The organism is Acinetobacter sp. YH12255 (genome assembly GCF_013417355.1).
GTDB lineage: Bacteria > Pseudomonadota > Gammaproteobacteria > Pseudomonadales > Moraxellaceae > Acinetobacter > Acinetobacter pseudolwoffii.
The window spans coordinates 21,859-41,800 of sequence record NZ_VPEC01000002.1; the positions used below are offsets into that span (position 1 = coordinate 21,859).

Below are 19,942 nucleotides of genomic sequence, written 5' to 3' on the forward strand. Positions count from 1 at the left end.
TAATAAATCCATCGCAAAAGTGACCAGAGAAAACAGAACTAGAGAGAAAAATGTGGAATAATTACCCGATAAGGAAATACAAGACTAATAAACTGATAAATGTTGTTGCTTAGTCTTTACCCCTCGCTGTTTTTTTAAGACAATAGACCATAGTTTTGAAAGTCTTTTCATCATTTCCTATTTCTGAATATTTTGGACTCTGATTTATGACAACCCCGCTTAATGAACGTCGTATTGCAAACGCAATTCGTGTATTGGCAATGGATGCTGTGCAAAAAGCAAACTCAGGACATCCAGGTGCTCCAATGGGGATGGCAGATATCGCTGATGTGGTTTGGCGTGAATTCCTGAACCACAACCCGACCAACCCGAATTGGGCTAACCGTGACCGTTTTGTATTGTCAAATGGTCATGGCTCTATGCTTCAATATGCACTGCTTCATTTAACGGGCTACGATCTTTCGATTGAAGATCTAAAAGCATTCCGTCAACTTCATTCTAAAACACCTGGTCACCCGGAATTGGGTTATGCACCCGGGATTGAAACGACGACTGGTCCTCTAGGTCAAGGGATCGCCAATGCTGTTGGTTTTGCGCTGGCTGAAAAAACCTTAGCCGCACAATTTAATAAAGATGACCTCCAGGTTGTGGATCACTTTACTTACTGCTTCCTGGGCGATGGCTGCCTGATGGAAGGTATTTCACATGAAGTGTGTTCATTGGCAGGTACCTTAGGTCTTGGTAAGTTAATTGCTTATTATGACGACAATGGCATCTCGATTGATGGTGAAGTTGAAGGCTGGTTCTCTGACGACACCGAACAACGCTTCTTGGCTTACGGTTGGCAAGTACTTAAAGTAGATGGTCATGATAGCGAAGCGCTTCGTGCTGCAACTTTAGCAGCTAAAGCTGAAACTGCTAAGCCAACCATCATTATTTGTAAAACAGTGATTGGTTTGGGTTCACCAAACAAGCAAGGTAAAGAAGACAGCCATGGTGCGCCACTCGGGCATGATGAAATTGTCTTGACGCGTGCAGCGTTAGGCTGGACTGACGAAGCATTTGTTATTCCTGAAGATGTGTATGCAGCTTGGGATGCCAAAGACAAGGGCGCTAAAACTGAAGCAGCGTGGAATGAAACATTTGCTGCCTATGCTGCAAAATATCCGACTGAAGCGGCAGAGCTAAAACGCCGTATGTCAGGTGATTTGCCAGCAGACTTCGTTGCAAAAGCAGATGCCTATATCGCTGAAGTGAATGCTAAAGCTGAAACGATTGCGACACGTAAAGCAAGCCAAAATGCATTGCAAGCACTGGTTCCATTATTGCCAGAAGTGCTAGGCGGTTCTGCGGACTTGGCTGGTTCTAACCTGACGCTGTGGAAAGGTGCGCAAGGTGTACAAGACAATGCAGCGGGTAACTACGTACATTATGGCGTGCGTGAATTCGGTATGACTGCAATCGCCAATGGTGTTGCGCTGCATGGCGGTTTCATTCCTTATGTGGCTACATTCCTGATGTTTATGGAATATGCACGTAATGCGGTACGTATGTCTGCCTTGATGAAGCAACGTGTGATTCATGTGTACACACATGACTCTATTGGTCTAGGTGAAGATGGTCCTACGCATCAGCCAATCGAGCAAATTGCATCTTTACGTGGTACACCAAACCTGAATACCTGGCGTCCATGTGATACCGTTGAAGCCGCAATTTCTTGGAAGTCTGCATTGACTCGTTCTGAGGGTCCGACAGCGTTAATCTTCTCTCGTCAAAATCTAGCTTTCCAAACCCGTACTCAAACACAAATTGAGAACGCTGCGAAAGGTGGTTATGTATTGGCTGAAGAAAAAGGCGAATTAAAAGCGATTATTATTGCAACAGGTTCAGAGGTTGCTTTGGCAATGGAAGCTTATGCACAGCTTGAGGGCGTGCGTGTCGTGTCTATGCCATGTGCTGAAGAATTCATGAAGCAAGATGCAGCGTACCGTGAAGCGGTTCTTCCATCCAATATTCGTGCGCGTGTTGCGGTTGAAGCAGCGCATGTAGATTATTGGTGGAAATTCGTTGGTCTAGATGGTCGCGTGATTGGTATGAGTACTTATGGTGAATCTGCACCTGCAAAAGACTTGTTCCAGCACTTTGGTATTACCACTGAAGCCGTTGTTGCAGCAGTAAAAGAAATTACTGCTTAATCAGCCCTTTAAAAGTTTAAAATGGCGTCCCAGTTTTGGGGCGTCTTTTTGTTTTTTGGTCTTTTTAGCTCTGTTTTCATGTGACAAGAGTTGAAGAGTTCTCTTGATAATTGAATGCAAAAAGTGAGATGAACATGAGCTTGTACGAGCAAATTAGCGAAGAAATTACTCTGATGGATGCAGGCGAACAGAAATGGATCGGGCAGGATCTACCTCTTGAGGCCATGATGGCGGTTGAGTTAATGCTACAAGAACTCGCGGAAGAAAAAGTCATCAAAGTCCGCCGTAAAAACCATGAAAAGACGACTGGCCTAAAACAGGTTGATCGTATTCTGGTTGAAAAACTGTAAAGCTAAAATACTAAAAAGTCCCTGATTGGGGCTTTTTTTATGCCAGATGATTTTTGTCTGGAAGTTGCTTATCAAAACCAGATGAGATAAAGATAAGCTTGTAACTCGCTATAGAACTCAGCACCCTATCGAAACGGTTTATTTTGATGAAATAGGCAAAAGAAGTTGGTAAACATGAAAATAAATTCCCAGATTCAGATCAAATCTTTAGAGCAAATATCACAGTACCAATGGCTGCCTTTATGGCAAGAATATCAGGCTTTTTATCATGCGAAGATCTGTGATGAGGTCAGTGAAAATACCTGGGCGAAATTACACAGTACTGAGCTAGATTCGATGTATGGCTTTGCCGCATTGCTTGATGAAAAAGTGGTGGGCATTGTACATGTGGTCGAGCATGACAGCAGTTGGACGCTACGACCTTATGCTTATTTGCAGGATTTATTTGTGCCTTCGCAGTATCGAGGTCAAGGTATCGCTTGCAAGTTGATTGAACAGGTTTATCAGGTGGCAGAACAGCGTAATTGTGACCGCGTTTACTGGCTTACGCATGAATCAAATCGTCAGGCACAAATGCTCTATGATAAAGTGGCCAAAAAGACCGGATTTATCCAATACCGTATGGATTAATAATAGAAATTTAAAAAATAACTTACAAATTTATCGTTTCATCGCTGCAACAAAACGTTTTATCTTTAGAGCTGTAAATATTTCTGAATTCTATACACTGAATAACATCCAAAACGAGAGATAAAAACATGAATTTCAAAACATTAGTATTAGGCTTAGCGGTTTCATCTGTAGCAACATTTTCTATTGCAAAACCAGTAACCTATACAATTGACCCGACCCATACTGCAGCCGTATTTAGCTGGGATCATTTCGGTTTTTCTACGCCATCTGGTAATTTCTCTGATATTCAGGGCAAAATCGTGGTAGACAATGAACAACCGGCAAAGTCAGCTGTGCATGTGACAATTCCAGTATCCAGTATTAATACCAACGTGACAGCTTTAGATGATCACTTAAAGAAAGCCGATTTCTTTGATGCAGCAAAATATCCAAACATCAGCTTTAAAAGTACCAAAGTAGAAACGCAGAACAAAAAGAACTTCAAAATTACTGGTGACTTAACTATTAAAGGCGTGACCAAACCTGTGGTATTGGATGCTGTTTTAAACAAACAGGCTGAACATCCAATGATGAAAGTTCCAGCAATTGGTTTCAATGCAACCACTTCATTTGACCGCTCTGCATTTGGTTTAGGAGCAAACGTACCGAGTGTGGGTGATAAAATTACTGTTCAGATTACCACTGAAGCCACTGTACCTGCGCCTACAAAGAAATAAGATTCTCTGTATGGATAGTATGAAAAAGCACCTGATTCAGGTGCTTTTTTATCGAATAAAATGACTTAGATCTAATCACGATTCAGAATCAGCAGACAGCCAAAACTGATAAAGATCCCGCCTGTAACTCCATCAATCCATTTGGCAAATTTTTGATAATAAGTCGTCATTTTCGGCATTGAAAAAATAATGGCTACAACCGTAAACCAGAGCAAACTTTCGATAAAGACCAGAGCTAAAAGAGAAGACTGTTCTGATAGTTTTGCATTAGGGCTAATCGCCAATGCAAATACACTGCTAAAGTAAATCAGGGCTTTGGGGTTGGCCATGTTGGTGAAAAAACCTTGCAGCAATAACTTAAGATACGACGGCTGAACGATAGAAAGAGCTTCTGCTTTCGAATTTGTTAACGGTAGAGGTGTCTTAAAGCTCGACTTCAACATCAAACTGCCCAGATAGAGCAGATATAATCCACCCAATAGCATTAAGACCTGCTGTAACCAGACCATTTTCTGAAATAAAAAATGCAGGCCGCCAAGTGCGCAAATTGACCAGACCAGAATGCTCAATGAAATGCCGAGGGCTGCACATAAAGCATGCTTTCTGGACTGCCGGATGGCACTTTGGGTGACAAAAAAAAGTCCGGCCCTGGACTAATCAGGGCAAAAAAATGAATCACGGCAATGCCGAATAATGCGCTCATAATGTTTCTACAGTCGAGAGGAAGAGTTTAGCCTGGAATGTATCTGAGACTAGGATACGATATTTAATTGCGCCAGATATTGCTCTAGTACAGTTTGCGAGGTAGTTTCCAGTACAGGCGCAAACTGAAGATTGGCAGCGCGTAGTGCAGGAATATCAATTTTAGCCTGACTCAATTCACAGCTATGGCCAATCAGCCATTTCTCTAAACTTTCACTGGCCACTTCAGCATGGAATTGTAGTGCTAGAATATTCTGTCCTACCCGAAAGGACTGATTTGGATAAAGATCAGAGCTGGCCAGTAATTCTACCTGTTCAGGTAGGTCAAAGGTATCACCATGCCAATGCAGGACGTCAATATCCTCCAGAGCTTTTAGTGGATTGTTTTCAATAGAAGCAAGACTGAGTTTAGACCAGCCAATTTCCTTCACATCTCCGGGGTAGACTTTAGCATTCAATGCAGCAGCAATTAACTGCGCACCTAAACAGATGCCTAAAGTCGGTAAATTCTTTTCCAGTCGAACTTTAAGTAAGTCTATTTCTTGTTGTAAGAAAGGGTAATCCTCAGTTTCATAGACTGCAATCGGGCCACCGAGAATAATTGTTAATCCAGGATGTTTAAAAGCCTTGGTAAGATCATCGATGCCAGCTTCGAAATAACGCACACGTAAGCCGAGCTGATAAAAAATATCTTCCCAAGCGCCTAAGTCTTCAAAAGCCAGATGTTGAATGGCATACACGGTATCGGAGAGGTGGGCTAAGTTCAGCATAGTTTTTTGATATCAAGAGAATGATTTAATTTAACGTGAATCAAAAGCAAAATAAAAGGTTTATCTACCGATCCTGTGCAAAATAGAAAGCAATGAACATCGCTGCGCTATCAGAAAGTTTCTAAACATTTTCGGGTGATCGCTACATGAAGCAGTTCATTTTTTCTTTTGTATAGGAAAGAGAGTAGAGTAAGACTGCCGTACTGAATAAAAACAACAAGTCTATCAGGAACAAGGATATGCAAAATATACGTTTATATGTCGATAAAAATAGAATCAGCCCTTATGCCATGTCGGTTTATGTTGCCTTAAAAGAAAAGGGTTTAGATTTTCAGGAAATTGTGATTGATTTAGATCAGCAGCAACAGAAATCTGCGACTTATCAAGCCATTTGTCCAAGTGCTAAAGTTCCGTGTGTAATAGTAGATAACTTTAGCCTGTTTGAATCATGGGTAATCACTGAATACTTGGAAGATGCCTTTCCAGCTCCAAGTTATCCGGCCTTATATCCAAAGGAAATTCAGGCCAGAGCCAAATGTCGCGCCATACAAGCCTTGGTCAAAAGCGATTTTATGCAAATCCGTCAGCAAATGCCTTCCGATTCGGTATTTCATCCACCAAAAATATCTACACCTCTTACAGCTTCGATCACTGAAGAAATTCAGCGATTGTTAAATGTGGCAGAACATATGCTAGAGGACATATGGTTGGCTGAACACTGGTCAATTGCAGACTTTGATCTGGCCTTTATGTTGCATCGTTTGCTGAGCCATCAGGTGAAACTTCCTGTGAAAATAATAGAATATATCGAGCGTAATTTTAGGCGGGCTTCGGTACAGGCCTGGCTGGCAGAACACGAAAAAGCTAAAACTTTAATTTAATGCCGACTGATAAAACAGTTCATAAAAAAATCTACTTAAATAGATAAAACTCAAGCGTAATATGAATCAGAACAAAACTTGAAAAGATGCTGAGGATACAGTCCTCGTTGAATAAGAAGGAGGTAGTGGCCGGTGGGGAATTCACATCATCATGAACATAGTCATGTCACTGTGACTGCAAAAAATGCCAAAAAATTATCAATAGCGTTGGCATTAACCACGACTTTTTTAATTGTGGAAGTGATTGCCGGTTTTTTGACTCAAAGTCTGGCCTTGCTTTCTGATGCCGCACATATGTTTACTGATGCTGCGGCACTGGCGATTGCACTGGTGGCTATCAAGATTGGGCAAAAACCGGCAGATAACAAACGCACGTTTGGCTATCAACGCTTTGAAATTCTGGCGGCCTTGTTTAATGCCTTAATGCTCTTTGTGGTGGCGATGTATATTTTATTCGAAGCCTATCAACGTTTAAGTAATCCTGCTGAAATCCAGAGTCTGGCGATGATGATTGTGGCAAGTTTAGGACTCGTCATTAACCTGATATCGATGAAAATTCTGGTATCGAGCAGTCAGGAAAGTCTGAATATCAAAGGCGCTTATCTGGAAGTACTGAGTGATGCGCTGGGTTCAGTCGGTGTTATAATCGGGGCGCTGGTGATTTATTTTACCGGCTGGATGTGGGTAGATACACTGATTGCAGTCTTGATCGGATTTTGGGTTTTGCCACGTACCTGGATTTTACTGAAACAGAGCATCAATATTCTGCTGGAAGGTGTACCGGATGAAATTGATATTGAAAAACTGCGTCATGATCTTTTAGCACTCGAAGGCGTACAAGATATTCATCAGCTTAAAGTCTGGGCGATTACCTCGAAGAAAGTCATGCTGACGGTACATCTGGTCGCGCCGCATGTCGATTATAAAAAGCTGCATCATCAGGCTTTTGAGATGTTAAGCCATCAGCATCATATTACCGAAATGACCTTACAGATTGAGGCAGAAGACTGCTTGCCAGAACAGCGCGAGCAGTTTCCTCATCGGCATTCACATACCGAACCACATCAGCATTAAAGCACACCACTTGAGCATTGGAGTGCTTAATCATTTTTTAACAGTGAGCGGATGACCTTCAAATAACTTGGTGGAGCATCCACATAATTGCGCTCCCTTAACATCCGGTGCATCTTGGGTAGATTTTGATGCGGAACAGATGCCATTAAATGATGTTCAATATGATAGTTCACATGAATCGGTGCAACAAAAGCCCGTGCCAGATAACCTGCTCGGGTGGTACGGGTGTTGCTTAGGGCAGAATGACTGGTTTGCAGACCGGCATGTTCAGCCATTGCCCGGATACGAATAAATAAAGGAAATGGTGTGATATAAGCCAAAGGCCATAGCAAATACAGCTTAGGATGGCCACTGGCCCAAAGCACAGAGAAAATCGTGGCATTCGCGAGCAGCATACCGGAACTGTTTTTCAGCAGATTTTTGGCCAAATCTACCTTGCTACGATCGCCACGTGGAATAGGTTTGGGATCGTTGGACACACTCCATTCCAGAAGCTCCAAATCCATCAATACCCGACCTGCCAGAAATTTCAATCCAGATTGCCCGTTTAAGTCGCGAAAGAATTTTCGGAATAATGAGCTTTGAGTAATGGGGAAGTTTTTCACCAGGCCTAAATCCGGGTCGTCTGGTTGAGAGGTTTTAGCATGATGTTTCAAGTGATAAGGACGATATTTGCTGACCTCATTCCAGATTGGGCGTGCACACAGCCAATCGGTCAAATGTGTATTTAGCCATTTGGTTTTAAACAGGCTATGGTGTGAGGCATCGTGCATCAAAATCGCCATGGCCAGCTGACGACCTGCCAAAATCGCCAATGCCACTGCACACATTAAAACCTTTCCCCAAATGGGCAAATATTCCCAGCTATAGGCCACTGTACCGAAGGTCATCACAATCACAGCCCAAGTTGAAGCTATAGACCAAGCACCATGTAAGTCAGAAGTCGTGGTGAGTTCTTTAATTTCTTCGCGGCTAAAAAATTCGGTGACACTGAGCTTAGTGTTCATTGTTTTGCCTATAGCGTTCTTATCATTACTTTCAATATATTTGTCCTAAATATTACAGTCAATTTATTTTTGTGAATAAATATGAAATAAATTATACACCCTGATTGTTAAAATATTGCTGCCATAAAAATTGCCCCTGTTTTTCTATTTTACGAACCGCCCGCTCAAATTGTTGCCGAGCTTCGGCTTCTATCCATTCTGCAGGAAGTAGGGGATCGGCACGTAAACTAAATAAGGCAGATTTACCGAGATAGAAGGCGGTTTTTGCTGCATCAGATAAAGGCAAGCTTTGAGAGTAATCAAACCATTGATGAATGTCTTGATTCACCTCCAGATAAGTTTGATGTAAGGCTTGAACATCCCAAAGTGCACTGACATCTATTTCCTGATCTATCTCACTGACTTGAAAAAAACGTGCATCTGGATCTAATCCAAACTGGATTGCAGCCGTTTTTAATTCGGTTAAGCTCAGCATTAAGTTGTCTGGACGAATAAAAACATTCTGCTCCATTTCCTGAAAGCCATAATAACCTAGTGCTTTTTCCCGTTTGGATAATGCAGTGCGATCTACACGTCCCAAAGCACCGGTATAAACCAGTACATATTTTCCATTCCACGCGGTCGCCATTTGCATATTGGGATGCTTGTTTAAACTGATAAAAGAAGTATCAAATTTTTTTTCTAGCAATTGATACACGCCGCGCTCTACAGCTTGAATGATATTTTCCTGATTCAATCGGGCTACAGCAACTCGCAAACTATTGTGAGAAATGCTTAATAAGTCTGCTGCACATAGCATCTGTTTAATGCTGGCAGTAGAATTTTGAGACGCATATAACAAGTCTAAAACCAGATGACGGGCATTCAATTTATAAGTCATGAAATGATATCGTAATTAAAGGAATTGAAAGTTTTGAAGTTTTTTTACAATAGCACTTTGTTGTGAATAACCCAAAAAATGTCAGGGTGAAAGAGGATGAATAAGTGATTTGAGATATGCTTTTTATTAATGAATTTTTTTAAACACAATAAAAAAGCCCTTATCTTTCGATAAGGGCTTTTCGTATTCTGGAGCGGGAAAGGAGACTCGAACTCCCGACCCCAACCTTGGCAAGGTTATGCTCTACCAACTGAGCTATTCCCGCAATGAGATGAATTATAGAGAATTCCACAGCAGTGTCAACTCTCTATAAATCTGTTTGATTAATTAATCAGCACGGCGCCAAACCGTACCTTGACGGGTATCTTCAAGAACAACACCTTGATCAAGTAAAGATTGGCGGATTTCATCCGCACGCGAAAATTCTTTGGCTTTTTTGGCATCTTGACGCTGTTGAATTAAACCTTCAATTTGTTCAGGTGATAATCCTAGGGCTTCCTGACCAATATCAGATTTGAGAAATTCATCTGCATCTTGTTGTACCAGACCGAGAATATTGGTCAGATGGCGTAAAGTTGCGTAGTAGATTGCTGCCTGTTCCGCATTTTCTTCTTTCACGGCACGATTCAGTTCTTTGTTAATTTCAAATAGCACTGCAATCGCTTCAGGTGTATTGAAATCATCACGCATGGCGGCATTAAAACGTTCAACCAAAGCATCATCCAAGGTTTCCACCAGATGATCGCCATAAACCGCCTGATAGGTTTTAAATGAATGGTAGAAACGAGACAAAGTATTTTTCGCTTCTTTTAAGGCAACATCCGAATAGTTCACCGGACTGCGATAGTGTGAAGACACAATAAAGTAACGCACCACTTCCGGATGGAACTTTTCGATCACGTCGCGAATGGTGAAGAAATTGCCTAAAGACTTCGACATTTTCTCGCCATCGACATTAATGAATCCGGCATGCATCCAGTAATTCACATATTGTTCACCGGTTGCTGCTTCAGATTGTGCAATCTCATTTTCATGATGCGGGAAGGTCAAATCGGCACCGCCGCCATGAATGTCGAAATGATTGCCCAGGCAGCAGGTCGACATCGCTGAACATTCAATATGCCAACCCGGGCGGCCATTACCCCAAGGTGAAGGCCATGCAGGTTCATTTTCTTTGGCGTGTTTCCAGAGGACAAAGTCAAATGGATGTTTCTTTTGAACTTCGACATCAACACGTTCAGAAGCTCCAGCTTGCATATCTTCTAACTTGCGACCAGAAAGACGGCCATATTTGGCAAATTTCTCGACTTCAAAATAGACATCGCCATTATTAGATGGATATGCCGTGCCTTTGTCGACCAGATTGCCAATCATATCTTGCATTTGGTCAATATAGTCTGTGGCTTTAGGCGCAGCATCAGGCGGGAGACAGCCTAGTTTGGCAAAGTCTTCATTCATCGCATCAATAAAGCGGCCGGTCAACTCAGAGATACTTTCGCCATTTTCATTGGCACGTTTAATAATTTTGTCATCAATATCGGTAATATTGCGCACGTATTTGACTTTCCAGCCTTGGCTGCGCAGGAAACGGATAATATAGTCAAATGCAACCACTGTACGTGCGTGTCCAATATGACAGTAGTCATAGACGGTCATACCACAGACATACAAATCAATTTGACCTTCAACACGAGGTACGAATTCTACTTTTTTGCGTTGCTCTGAGTTATATAGAACAAATGGTTGCATAGCTGTTCAAAAGACTTCAAATAAAAGGATGAATCATCTTAACCTAAGCATAATTATTCATAAAGACAAAAGCGTAAAAAGCCTCAGATATTTAGCATAGTTAGGCAGAGATACTGATTGATAAAAAGGTGATTCTTGGACGGAAGTCAGAATATTGAGCTCAGCTTTACAGAACTAGTGTTTGCCAGGGAGATTAGGTGGTATTGGCGTGAGTATGATCTCATTTGAACCCAACTTATTGAGGAGAGAGTAGGCGTGTGTCGATAGAAAATAAAAAACAAGCATATTTTACAGCGTCAAAAATGAAGTAAATGTAGAGGTGGAGATACCAGACTGCGTAAGTCACATACAATCAAGATATATTAAAAATCTGTCGAATCTTCTACATTTAGAAAGCTTGCAATTGCATAGCTATGCTAAAATTGCGAAAATTGTGCCCATCAAATGAGAGTTTTTCTCTGTCCTTAACGTAGGTAAACAGGCTTTGAATTCACAAAAAACAGCGAATCAACTCGATTTTCAGAAAGTCGCACTTGAAACACTGCGCATCGAAGAAAATGCATTACAGATTTTAGCCACACAGATTGATGGCCGTTTTAGCCGGGCCTGTGAAATTATTCTACAGTGTACTGGTCGTCTGGTAATTACCGGAATGGGCAAATCAGGTCATATTGGCCGTAAAATGGCGGCGACCTTTGCTTCGACCGGAACACCCTCATTCTTTATGCATCCGGGTGAAGCCGGTCATGGCGACTTGGGCATGCTGGTCGCGGGTGATGTGCTGATTGCGATTTCAAACTCAGGCAAGAGTGATGAGATCATGATGCTGATGCCACTCATCAAACATCTTGAAATTCCTTTAATTACCATTAGCGGCGATGAGCGTGGCCCAATGCCACAAAATGCCGATGTGGCTTTGACCCTGGGTAATATTCAGGAAGCCTGTCCGCTCGGGTTGGCACCCACCTCATCAACGACTGCCACCTTGGCCTTAGGCGATGCTTTGGCGGTGGCGTTACTGGATGCGCGTGGTTTTACTTCAGATGATTTCGCCCGCTCGCATCCCGCCGGAGCTTTGGGTAAGCGCCTGTTATTACATGTAAAACATCTGATGCGTACGGGTGATGATTTACCTAAAGTTTCACCAGATACCGCCATGAACAAAGTATTGTATGAAATTTCCAACAAACGTCTGGGATTGACCACGGTCGTAGATGCAAATGATGTCTTGCTGGGAATTTTTACCGATGGTGACTTGCGTCGTTTAATTGATAAACAGCAAGGTTTTGATGTCAATCTGGCAATTCAGGACGTGATGACCAAGAATCCGCTTACGATTTCTCAGGAAGCACGTGCAGTCGTGGCGCTGGAACGTATGAATGAACGTAAAATCAACCAGTTTGTAGTGGTTGATGAGGCCAATAAAGTGATTGGTGTGATTAGTATGCATGACCTGATTCAGGCTGGGGTAAATTAATAAATGGCATCTTATGTATTATTAGAGCAGGCACGTCATATTGCAGCATTAGTGCTTGATGTAGATGGTATTTTAAGTGACGGTTTTGTAACGCTGACCAATACTGGTGATGAAATCAAATCATTCGATATCCGCGATGGTCTGGGTATGAAACTGGTTCAGCAGGCTGGAATCAAGGTGATTATTATCACTGGCCGTAAAAGTAATATTGTCGAAAAACGAATGTCGGATCTGGGTGTGGATCTGGTCTATCAGGGCCGTGAAGATAAAGGCACAGCACTACGCGAAGCATGTGCACAGCTCAATATCGACCCTGAAGACTGCTTATATATGGGCGATGACTGGCCTGATCTGTCTGCTTTTGCCATTGCTGGCATGAAAGTGACCGTACCAAATGGTCATGTCGAAGTTCGTCGCCGTGCAGACCTGGTGACTCAGGCGCTGGGTGGCCGTGGTGCAGTACGTGAAATCTGCGATATGCTGCTGATGTCCAAAGGCGTATACCAAGAGTTACTTGAAAAATATACTCGTGCGCCTTATTAATAAGTCATATCTTTTGGATTAAGTACACCGCTTATGGATACTAAAGTTTTATATATTACGGCTGTGATGATTGCCGCAATAAGTGGTGGTTATTATTATTACAGTGGCAAGGGCAATAAGCTGCAGACGGACTCCGCGCGCAGCATGACCTATTCCGCTCAAGATATTAACTTAACCCAGACAGATGAATCAGGCATGTTATCGGTTCGCGCCCAAGTGGATCGACTTGAGCAGAACTTGCAGCAACAGACCTCCAAGCTGGAAAATCTGCAAGCTTCGACCTATGACAATGCTCAAGTCGATGCGACTTTCTCTGCCAAAATGGCGCATGGCTATGATGACAATACAAAAGTTGTACTCTCTCAAGAAGTGCTTGCCACCAAAATCATGCAAAATGGACAGTTAGAGTTCCGTACTGAGGAGCTGACGGCTTTTCCAAAAACACGTGAAATTGAAACTGATAAAACGGTGATCGTGGAGTCTCCACAGGCTGAATTTATCAGCCAGGGTCTTAAAGCCAATCTTAATGATGGTCAATACGAATTCTTTAATATTCGAGGAAAGTATGAACCAAATTCCTAAAGTCAAAATGATGCACACTTTCCTGAAGCGCACTGCGCTGGCGACTGTGATTGGACTTGCTTCAATCGCGGCCTTTGCCTTGCCATCTGACCGTAACCAGCCGATCACTTTACTGGCGGATCGCGCGACTTTTAATGAGCGTACTGGGGTGACGACCTATTCTGGCAATGTCATCATTGAACAGGGCACCATGAAGCTACAAGCCAATTCAATTGTGGCCAATCTGAACAATAAGCGCCAGATTAGCCTGATCACGGCTACCGGTAGCCCGACACAGTTCCAGCAAAAAGTAGATGCCTCCAAAGGTCTGACCAAAGGTCAGGCTCAGAAAATTGTCTACAATGCTGAAACCGGAATTATTACCCTGTCTGGTAATGCCTTATTGCAGCAGGATGGGGCCAGTATTCGTGGTGCGACTTTAAAATATAGTATGAATAAAGGTGATGTTGAAGCGATTGGTACACCGAATAAAACCGGTTCAGCTGAAGGTCGCGTAAAAATTGTGATTCCACCATCAGCTTCACAATCCTTTCCAGGAGCACGTGATTAATGGAACAATCGCAGCAAGTTCAAACCTTGACCATCAAACATCTGGCGAAAAATTATAATAAGCGCTGGGTGGTGAAAGATGTGTCTTTTAGTATGGAAAGTGGCCAGATTGTCGGATTGCTCGGACCTAATGGTGCAGGTAAAACCACCAGCTTCTATATGGTCGTCGGTCTGGTACGTATGGATAAAGGTGAAATCTATCTGGATGATCTGGATCTTTCTGATCTGGCCATGCATGAACGGGCACGCAAGGGAATTGGCTATTTGCCGCAAGAAGCATCGATTTTCCGCAAGCTGACAATTTCACAAAATATTATGGCGATTCTGGAAACCCGCAAGGATTTGACCAAGGCTCAGCGTCAGCAACGTCTGGCGGAACTTTTGGCCGACTTTAAAATCACTCATATCAAAGATTCTTTAGGAATGAGTGTTTCTGGTGGTGAGCGACGCCGTGCCGAGATTGCTCGTGCATTGGCGGCAGATCCAAAATTTATGTTACTCGATGAACCTTTTGCTGGTGTCGACCCGATCTCGGTTGGTGATATTAAAGATATCATCACCACTTTGAAAGATCGCGGAATTGGGGTACTGATTACCGATCATAACGTGCGTGAAACGCTGGCGATTTGTGAGCATGCTTATATTGTGAGTGAGGGGGCATTGCTTGCTGAAGGTACGCCAGCTGAAATTCTGGCCAATGAAACAGTAAGAAAAGTTTATTTAGGTGATGATTTTACCGTATAAACAGCTTTTATGTCTGTAAGATACCCACATCACGGCACCAATTGTCGGATGAGGGTTTTTTTTTCATCAAATCAACGTTAAAAAAGTATCTTTTACAACGATTTGATATATTGTTAGGCTAAAACACGAAACATTAATTATTATGCGATTTAGGGTACAGCACATAAAAAATGTTCAGGGGGAAAACCGATAAAAAAAGGGGGATCTTCATGAGTCTTCTTTTGCCTTTATCTATTTCCTTGGCACATGCAGAAACTTCGCAAAACCATTTTGCAAATATTAAAAACGGTTTAAGTAAACTGATTGCACCAGAGCCAACACGGTCAGCGCATTCAGTTGATATTACGTCACTCAGTCGCTACTCATTAGACACTTCTCAGGTAGCTGAACTGCCACAGATTACCCGGCCACAACAGGGACAGTCTGCTACCGGCCCTATCGTGGCTCCTATTCCACAAAAGATGAATGTGGTGGAAGCGATCCATACCGCAGTTCAGCGACGTCCTGAAATTAGCCAGAGTATTTCTACCTTGTCTGCACAGGCGGCCAATATTGATGTGGCAAAAGCAGCCTATTATCCGCAGTTATCGGGCGGATTGGGGACCGGTGATCTGACCTCGGGTGAGCGTGGACGTCAAGTGGTTTCCTTAAATGCAACACAGATGCTGTATGACTTTGGCAAGATCAAAACCAATGTCAGTATCGAGGAAGCCAGATTGGCAGAAGAGCAGGCAAGGGTGCTGGTCAGTCTGGATCAGGTGGCTTTTGAAGTGGCAGATGCGATTGTCAATATCAAGCGTTATCAGGAAATTACCAAAATTGCCCAGCAACAGATTCAGGGCATTGGACGGATTGCAGAAATTGCCAATTTGCGTGCCCGTGCCGGTATCAGCAGTCAGGCCGATCCAATTCAGGCTCAGTCCAATCTGGAAGCGGCACAATCGAACTTGCTGGTGCAGCAGACCCAGCTCAGACAATATCAGCAACGTTTACGCACTTTGCTGGGGTTTGATGTGTCTGCGGTGGAATGGGAGATTCCAGAACGTATTGTGGCGCAGGCCGATCTGTATCAGGATCCGGAATTTACCCAGATTCCCAATATGATTTTGGCCCATGCCGGGGTCAATGTTGCCCGTTTGCAAAAAGATCAGGCACGTTTAAGTCGTTATCCAAGCATTCATCTGAAAGGCAGTTTAAGTCAGGCTGTTAATGGGCGGAATCCGAATAATAATGAAGATGACGGCTTTTATAATTCAATCATGATTGAAGCCAGCAGTAATTTTTATCAGGGTGGCGCAGCACGCTCTCAGGCACGTTCTGCCAGTTATGCCGAAGAAGCTGCACGCGCACAGGTCAATACGGTCTATCTGGATGTGCTGGATCAGGTTCGCTTGATTCGTGAGCAGATTGAGAATAAGCAAAAACAAATGGGAGTTTTATCCCAACGTCGTGCAACCACGGTACGAGCCAAAGAGCTGTATCAAGAACAATATAAATTGGGTACCCGAACCGTGGTGGATTTGCTCAACGCAGAACAGGCGATTCATAGTGCAGCACAGGAAATTGAATCTGCGCGCTATGACATCTATTCGGCGATTGTGCAATATATTCAGGTTACCGGCCGTACACGGGATATTTACGCGCTTAACCGTATTTCTATTCAGGGGTTTGAAGTTCAGCCATGAGTACTACAATAAATTATCAACCGTGGCTTAAAGCGGTTTTGAATATTGCCAGACATTACCGGATTGAACCTTCTGAGGAGCGGATTCGTCTGCAACTGGACTGGAACCAGCATCATGACATCGACGAGATGCTCAAAATTGTCAGCCGGCAGATTGGTTTAAATGTCCGTAAAAATAAATTTGACAGCAGCTTGCTGAATCCGTGGCGTTTGCCTTTGCTGGTGGAGTTTGAGAGTGGGGATGTGGGTGTGATTGAACGCATCGACACCCAAGCTAACGTTAGTATACAGCTCAGTGGCGATGAAGGCTTGTCTCAAAGTTTCACGGTTGAACAGTTAGAGACGGGCGTAAAGCATCTGTATGTTCTGCGTCCCGAATCTTCTGTGCCGGATGCGCGGGTGGATGAATATATCAAGCCGTTCGAGAAAAACTGGTTCTGGTCAATTGTCTTGAATGACTGGAAACGTTATATCGATGTCATGTTCGCCTCTTTAATCGCGAATATTCTGGCACTGGCCACGATTGTTTTCTCGATGAACGTGTATGACTGCGTGATTCCATCACAATCGATTCCTACCTTATGGGTTTTGGCTGGCGGTGTGCTGATTGCGGCAATTTTCGAGTTTGTTTTACGCGTCTCCCGAATCTATCTGTCAGACATTATTGGTAAACGTGCTGATCTGAAAATTTCGGATCGGGTATTTGGCCATTCTTTGCGCATCAAAAATAGTGAACGTTCCAAATCGACTGGTACCTTTATCTCGCAGATTCGGGAACTGGAAGGGGTACGCGAACTGGTCACTTCAACCACAGTGACTGCGATTGCCGACCTGCCATTTTTCTTCCTGTTCTTAGGGATTTTCTGGGTGATTGGCGGCAACCTGTTCTGGGTGATGCTGCTGGTGGTGCCACTGATGATTCTGCCTGGCATTCTGGCGCAGAAAAAACTGGCAGAACTGGCTCAGCTGGGCATGCGTGAATCTGTCATCCGTAATGCCTTGCTGGTAGAAGCCGTGCAAGGGATTGAAGACATCAAGCTGCTCAGAGCTGAAACACGCTTCCAGAATCAGTGGAACCATATGAATGAAGTTTCAGCCGATGTCAGCATGCAGCAACGTAAGATTGTGGGTTTGATGACGGCCTGGACGCAAAAAATCCAAGGCTTGACCTTTGCCATTGTGGTATTGGTCGGTGTTTTTGCGGTGATGGACGGCGAGATGACCACAGGTGCATTGGTGGCCTGTTCGATTCTGTCTTCACGAATGCTGGCACCCATTTCACAAATTACTGGCGTGTTGGGTCGTCTGCAACAGGCCAAAGTGGCCAAAGCCGGTCTGGATGAGTTGATGAAAAAATCGGTCGATCAGCCGGATTATTCTCATCTGATTCATCGCCCAGCTCTGGATGGTCATTATGAACTCAGTGGTGTGGTATTCAAGTACGGCGAAGATGATCCAAAACCAAGCCTGATGATTCCAAAACTGGAAATCAAACCCGGTGAAAAAATTGCGATTCTGGGGCGTAATGGTGCCGGTAAATCGACCTTGTTGCAGCTCTTGTCCGGGATGCAGACGCCATTACAGGGCAAGGTCAAGCTGGATGGTATTGACCTGACCCTGATCGATCCTTCAGATGTACGTCGTGATATGGGCTTGCTGAACCAGAATTCGCAGCTATTTTATGGTTCGATTCGTGAAAATCTCAGCTTGGGTGCGCCCTTGGCCACCGATCAGCAAATTCTGGAAGCGCTGCAAATCACGGGTGCATTCGCTTTTGTGCAGGAGAAAAAAGAAGGTCTGGATCATATCATTCTGGAAGGTGGTGTTGGTTTTTCTGGCGGTCAGCGTCAGGCGCTGTTGTTAACACGGTTATTGATCCGTCAACCGAAAATTCTACTGCTAGATGAACCTACTGCTGCGATTGATGATGTGTCAGAAAAGCAGTTGATTGATCATCTTAAAAGTTATTTGAGCCATCGTACCATGGTGGTTGCGACGCATCGCCGTGCGGTACTGGAGCTGGTGGATCGTATTATTGTGGTGAATGATGGGAAAATTGTCATGGATGGTCCACGAGATCAGATCCTGAATCAGTCACAGGGTGGTAATAAGCGGGTTGTTGGAGCAAGTGCATGAGTGAACTCAAAGAACTAAAACGTTCAAGCAAAGTCAGCTTTCAGGAACCACCTTTACCTAAATCGAGTGTCATTATCTGGATTGTCGGCATTGGTTTATTGGTATTGCTGATCTGGGCCTGGTTATTTAGCCTGGAAGAAGTCTCTACCGGTACGGGTAAAGTGATTCCATCTTCTAAAGAGCAGGTGGTTCAGTCTTTAGAAGGCGGTATTTTGACCACACTCAATGTTAGAGAAGGTGAAATTGTAGAGCGCGGCCAAGTGTTGGCTCAGCTTGACCCGACCCGTTTTGAATCCAATGTCGGTGAATCTGAATCCTTACTGATTTCATCACGTGCGACCTCAGCTCGCTTACGCGCGGAAGTGAGCGGTACGCCATTGGTATTTCCCGAAGAAGTCTTGAAATACCCAAAACTGGTGAAAGAAGAAACGGCACTGTATCAGTCACGTCGTGCCAATCTGGAGTAATCCGTGGCCGGTCTAGAACAGGCCTTGGTACTGGTACAGCAAGAGCTGGAAATGACAGCACCACTGGTGGCTAAAGGGGCAGCCAGTGAGGTTGAAGTGCTGCGCTTAAAACGTGAAGCCAACGACCTGCGTAATCAAATGAATGATATTCGTAATCAATATTATGTGAGTGCGCGGGAAGAGCTGTCCAAAGCCAATACCGATGTGGAAACTCAGCAGCAGGTGGTACGCGGCAAGTCAGATACCTTGAGCCGGACTATTTTTAAATCACCGGTACGCGGTATCGTAAAAGAAATTGATGTGATGACCTTGGGCGGCGTGATTCCACAAAATGGCAAGTTGATGACCATCGTGCCACTCGACGAAAAACTACTGGTTGAAGCGCGGATTTCACCACGTGATATTGCCTTTATTCGTCCAGATCAGGAGGCACTGGTTAAAATTACAGCATATGATTATTCAATCTATGGTGGGTTGAATGGTAAAGTTGCGATGATTTCACCAGACACCATCCGTGATGAAGTCAAGCAGGATCAGTTCTATTACCGGGTCTATATTCGCACGGAGAGTGGCAAACTGAATAATAATGCGGGTCAGGAGTTTAATATCACCCCAGGTATGGTGGCCACGGTAGACATTCGCACCGGTTCAAAAACTGTCATGGATTATCTGATCAAGCCATTCAACAAGGCCAAAGAAGCGTTGCGGGAACGTTAAGCCTTTCAGTTCATTGAGTCAAACAATCGAGTCAAATCAGGCCTCTCCATGGAGAGGCTTTTTATTTGTCTGGACAAAGCAGGTAT

At 43.7% G+C, this 19,942-nt stretch carries 19 protein-coding genes, 1 tRNA gene and 1 pseudogene; 14 read left to right on the top strand and 7 right to left on the bottom strand.

Features of this window, described 5'->3' with window-relative positions:
- The first annotated feature begins 206 nt into the window (after nt 1-206).
- The 4 genes from tkt (at nt 207) to FTV30_RS01185 (ending at nt 3,894) form a co-directional block, all read left to right on the top strand.
- Nucleotides 207-2,195, top strand: a complete 1,989-nt coding sequence (gene tkt / locus FTV30_RS01170; protein ID WP_074382885.1) for a transketolase — start codon at nt 207-209, stop codon at nt 2,193-2,195.
- Nucleotides 2,196-2,329: 134 nt separating this feature from the next.
- Nucleotides 2,330-2,545 (top strand): hypothetical protein, encoded by a 216-nt coding sequence (locus FTV30_RS01175; protein WP_005096650.1) that lies wholly within the window; start codon nt 2,330-2,332, stop codon nt 2,543-2,545.
- A 174-nt stretch (nt 2,546-2,719) separates the two neighbouring features.
- Nucleotides 2,720-3,175 (top strand): GNAT family N-acetyltransferase, encoded by a 456-nt coding sequence (locus FTV30_RS01180; RefSeq protein ID WP_005171309.1) that lies wholly within the window; start codon nt 2,720-2,722, stop codon nt 3,173-3,175.
- A 128-nt stretch (nt 3,176-3,303) separates the two neighbouring features.
- Complete coding sequence (locus FTV30_RS01185; protein WP_100328721.1) at nt 3,304-3,894, top strand: YceI family protein; 591 nt, start codon at nt 3,304-3,306, stop codon at nt 3,892-3,894.
- A 71-nt stretch (nt 3,895-3,965) separates the two neighbouring features.
- Here FTV30_RS01185 and FTV30_RS01190 read toward each other — a convergent pair whose 3' ends face one another.
- From FTV30_RS01190 to FTV30_RS01195, 3 genes are read right to left on the bottom strand one after another with little or no spacing between them, the layout of a single operon-like run.
- Nucleotides 3,966-4,511, bottom strand: coding sequence for a LysE family transporter (locus FTV30_RS01190; protein ID WP_286379637.1), 546 nt, complete (start codon nt 4,509-4,511; stop codon nt 3,966-3,968).
- Nucleotides 4,460-4,597, bottom strand: a complete 138-nt coding sequence (locus FTV30_RS16175; RefSeq protein ID WP_257228883.1) for a hypothetical protein — start codon at nt 4,595-4,597, stop codon at nt 4,460-4,462. The genes FTV30_RS01190 and FTV30_RS16175 overlap by 52 nt, the downstream gene beginning before the upstream one ends.
- A 49-nt stretch (nt 4,598-4,646) precedes the next feature.
- Complete coding sequence (locus FTV30_RS01195; RefSeq protein ID WP_180000877.1) at nt 4,647-5,366, bottom strand: glutamine amidotransferase; 720 nt, start codon at nt 5,364-5,366, stop codon at nt 4,647-4,649.
- A 239-nt stretch (nt 5,367-5,605) separates the two neighbouring features.
- Between FTV30_RS01195 and yfcF the strand changes: the two genes are divergently transcribed.
- Both yfcF and FTV30_RS01205 read left to right on the top strand, forming a co-directional pair.
- The gene (gene yfcF / locus FTV30_RS01200) at nt 5,606-6,247 is read left to right on the top strand and encodes a glutathione transferase (protein ID WP_180000878.1); all 642 of its coding nucleotides are present in this window, start codon (nt 5,606-5,608) and stop codon (nt 6,245-6,247) included.
- Between the two features lie 132 nt (nt 6,248-6,379).
- Nucleotides 6,380-7,321 (top strand): cation diffusion facilitator family transporter, encoded by a 942-nt coding sequence (locus FTV30_RS01205; RefSeq protein WP_180000879.1) that lies wholly within the window; start codon nt 6,380-6,382, stop codon nt 7,319-7,321.
- 26 nt (nt 7,322-7,347) lie between these two features.
- Here FTV30_RS01205 and FTV30_RS01210 read toward each other — a convergent pair whose 3' ends face one another.
- The 4 genes from FTV30_RS01210 to cysS all read right to left on the bottom strand — a co-directional run bounded on the left by FTV30_RS01210 (nt 7,348) and on the right by cysS (nt 10,957).
- The gene (locus tag FTV30_RS01210; protein ID WP_180000880.1) at nt 7,348-8,328 is read right to left on the bottom strand and encodes a fatty acid desaturase family protein; all 981 of its coding nucleotides are present in this window, start codon (nt 8,326-8,328) and stop codon (nt 7,348-7,350) included.
- A 91-nt stretch (nt 8,329-8,419) separates the two neighbouring features.
- Nucleotides 8,420-9,208, bottom strand: a complete 789-nt coding sequence (locus FTV30_RS01215) for a PaaX family transcriptional regulator C-terminal domain-containing protein (RefSeq protein WP_159138181.1) — start codon at nt 9,206-9,208, stop codon at nt 8,420-8,422.
- A gap of 189 nt (nt 9,209-9,397) precedes the next feature.
- A tRNA-Gly gene (locus FTV30_RS01220) sits at nt 9,398-9,473 on the bottom strand.
- A 62-nt stretch (nt 9,474-9,535) separates the two neighbouring features.
- Nucleotides 9,536-10,957 carry a cysteine--tRNA ligase gene (cysS, locus tag FTV30_RS01225; RefSeq protein ID WP_005171297.1) on the bottom strand — a complete coding sequence of 474 codons (1,422 nt, stop codon included), beginning with the start codon at nt 10,955-10,957 and terminating at the stop codon, nt 9,536-9,538.
- 484 nt (nt 10,958-11,441) lie between these two features.
- Between cysS and FTV30_RS01230 the strand changes: the two genes are divergently transcribed.
- The 8 genes and pseudogenes from FTV30_RS01230 to FTV30_RS01265 all read left to right on the top strand — a co-directional run bounded on the left by FTV30_RS01230 (nt 11,442) and on the right by FTV30_RS01265 (nt 19,856).
- Nucleotides 11,442-12,434: a KpsF/GutQ family sugar-phosphate isomerase gene (locus FTV30_RS01230; RefSeq protein WP_071851229.1), complete on the top strand. Its 993-nt coding sequence runs from the start codon at nt 11,442-11,444 to the stop codon at nt 12,432-12,434.
- A 3-nt stretch (nt 12,435-12,437) separates the two neighbouring features.
- Nucleotides 12,438-12,977, top strand: a complete 540-nt coding sequence (locus FTV30_RS01235; RefSeq protein ID WP_005096667.1) for an HAD family hydrolase — start codon at nt 12,438-12,440, stop codon at nt 12,975-12,977.
- 33 nt (nt 12,978-13,010) lie between these two features.
- Nucleotides 13,011-13,559 carry an LPS export ABC transporter periplasmic protein LptC gene (gene lptC, locus FTV30_RS01240; RefSeq protein WP_005096668.1) on the top strand — a complete coding sequence of 183 codons (549 nt, stop codon included), beginning with the start codon at nt 13,011-13,013 and terminating at the stop codon, nt 13,557-13,559.
- Complete coding sequence (gene lptA / locus FTV30_RS01245; RefSeq protein WP_005171293.1) at nt 13,543-14,109, top strand: lipopolysaccharide transport periplasmic protein LptA; 567 nt, start codon at nt 13,543-13,545, stop codon at nt 14,107-14,109. Before lptC ends, lptA begins: the two co-directional genes overlap by 17 nt.
- On the top strand, nt 14,109-14,852 hold the full coding sequence (gene lptB / locus FTV30_RS01250; protein ID WP_005096670.1) for an LPS export ABC transporter ATP-binding protein: 744 nt from the start codon (nt 14,109-14,111) through the stop codon (nt 14,850-14,852). Before lptA ends, lptB begins: the two co-directional genes overlap by 1 nt.
- Before the next feature lie 209 nt (nt 14,853-15,061).
- Nucleotides 15,062-16,537, top strand: coding sequence for a TolC family protein (locus FTV30_RS01255; protein WP_257228884.1), 1,476 nt, complete (start codon nt 15,062-15,064; stop codon nt 16,535-16,537).
- Complete coding sequence (locus FTV30_RS01260) at nt 16,534-18,672, top strand: type I secretion system permease/ATPase (RefSeq protein ID WP_180000882.1); 2,139 nt, start codon at nt 16,534-16,536, stop codon at nt 18,670-18,672. Before FTV30_RS01255 ends, FTV30_RS01260 begins: the two co-directional genes overlap by 4 nt.
- Nucleotides 18,669-19,856: pseudogene (locus tag FTV30_RS01265) on the top strand (HlyD family efflux transporter periplasmic adaptor subunit). The gene FTV30_RS01260 and the pseudogene FTV30_RS01265 overlap by 4 nt, the downstream one beginning before the upstream one ends.
- The last annotated feature ends 86 nt before the right edge of the window (nt 19,857-19,942 follow it).

Bases quoted from the DNA above. Each gene is read 5' to 3' on its own strand.
- FTV30_RS01180 (WP_005171309.1), top strand. From the start codon at position 2,720: ATGAAAATAAATTCCCAGATTCAGATCAAATCTTTAGAGCAAATATCA.
- FTV30_RS01210 (WP_180000880.1), bottom strand. From the start codon at position 8,328: ATGAACACTAAGCTCAGTGTCACCGAATTTTTTAGCCGCGAAGAAATT.
- lptC (WP_005096668.1), top strand. From the start codon at position 13,011: ATGGATACTAAAGTTTTATATATTACGGCTGTGATGATTGCCGCAATA.
- FTV30_RS01175 (WP_005096650.1), top strand. From the start codon at position 2,330: ATGAGCTTGTACGAGCAAATTAGCGAAGAAATTACTCTGATGGATGCA.
- FTV30_RS16175 (WP_257228883.1), bottom strand. From the start codon at position 4,597: ATGAGCGCATTATTCGGCATTGCCGTGATTCATTTTTTTGCCCTGATT.
- lptB (WP_005096670.1), top strand. From the start codon at position 14,109: ATGGAACAATCGCAGCAAGTTCAAACCTTGACCATCAAACATCTGGCG.
- FTV30_RS01260 (WP_180000882.1), top strand. From the start codon at position 16,534: ATGAGTACTACAATAAATTATCAACCGTGGCTTAAAGCGGTTTTGAAT.
- cysS (WP_005171297.1), bottom strand. From the start codon at position 10,957: ATGCAACCATTTGTTCTATATAACTCAGAGCAACGCAAAAAAGTAGAA.
- FTV30_RS01215 (WP_159138181.1), bottom strand. From the start codon at position 9,208: ATGACTTATAAATTGAATGCCCGTCATCTGGTTTTAGACTTGTTATAT.
- FTV30_RS01255 (WP_257228884.1), top strand. From the start codon at position 15,062: ATGAGTCTTCTTTTGCCTTTATCTATTTCCTTGGCACATGCAGAAACT.
- yfcF (WP_180000878.1), top strand. From the start codon at position 5,606: ATGCAAAATATACGTTTATATGTCGATAAAAATAGAATCAGCCCTTAT.
- tkt (WP_074382885.1), top strand. From the start codon at position 207: ATGACAACCCCGCTTAATGAACGTCGTATTGCAAACGCAATTCGTGTA.
- lptA (WP_005171293.1), top strand. From the start codon at position 13,543: ATGAACCAAATTCCTAAAGTCAAAATGATGCACACTTTCCTGAAGCGC.
- FTV30_RS01185 (WP_100328721.1), top strand. From the start codon at position 3,304: ATGAATTTCAAAACATTAGTATTAGGCTTAGCGGTTTCATCTGTAGCA.
- FTV30_RS01235 (WP_005096667.1), top strand. From the start codon at position 12,438: ATGGCATCTTATGTATTATTAGAGCAGGCACGTCATATTGCAGCATTA.
- FTV30_RS01195 (WP_180000877.1), bottom strand. From the start codon at position 5,366: ATGCTGAACTTAGCCCACCTCTCCGATACCGTGTATGCCATTCAACAT.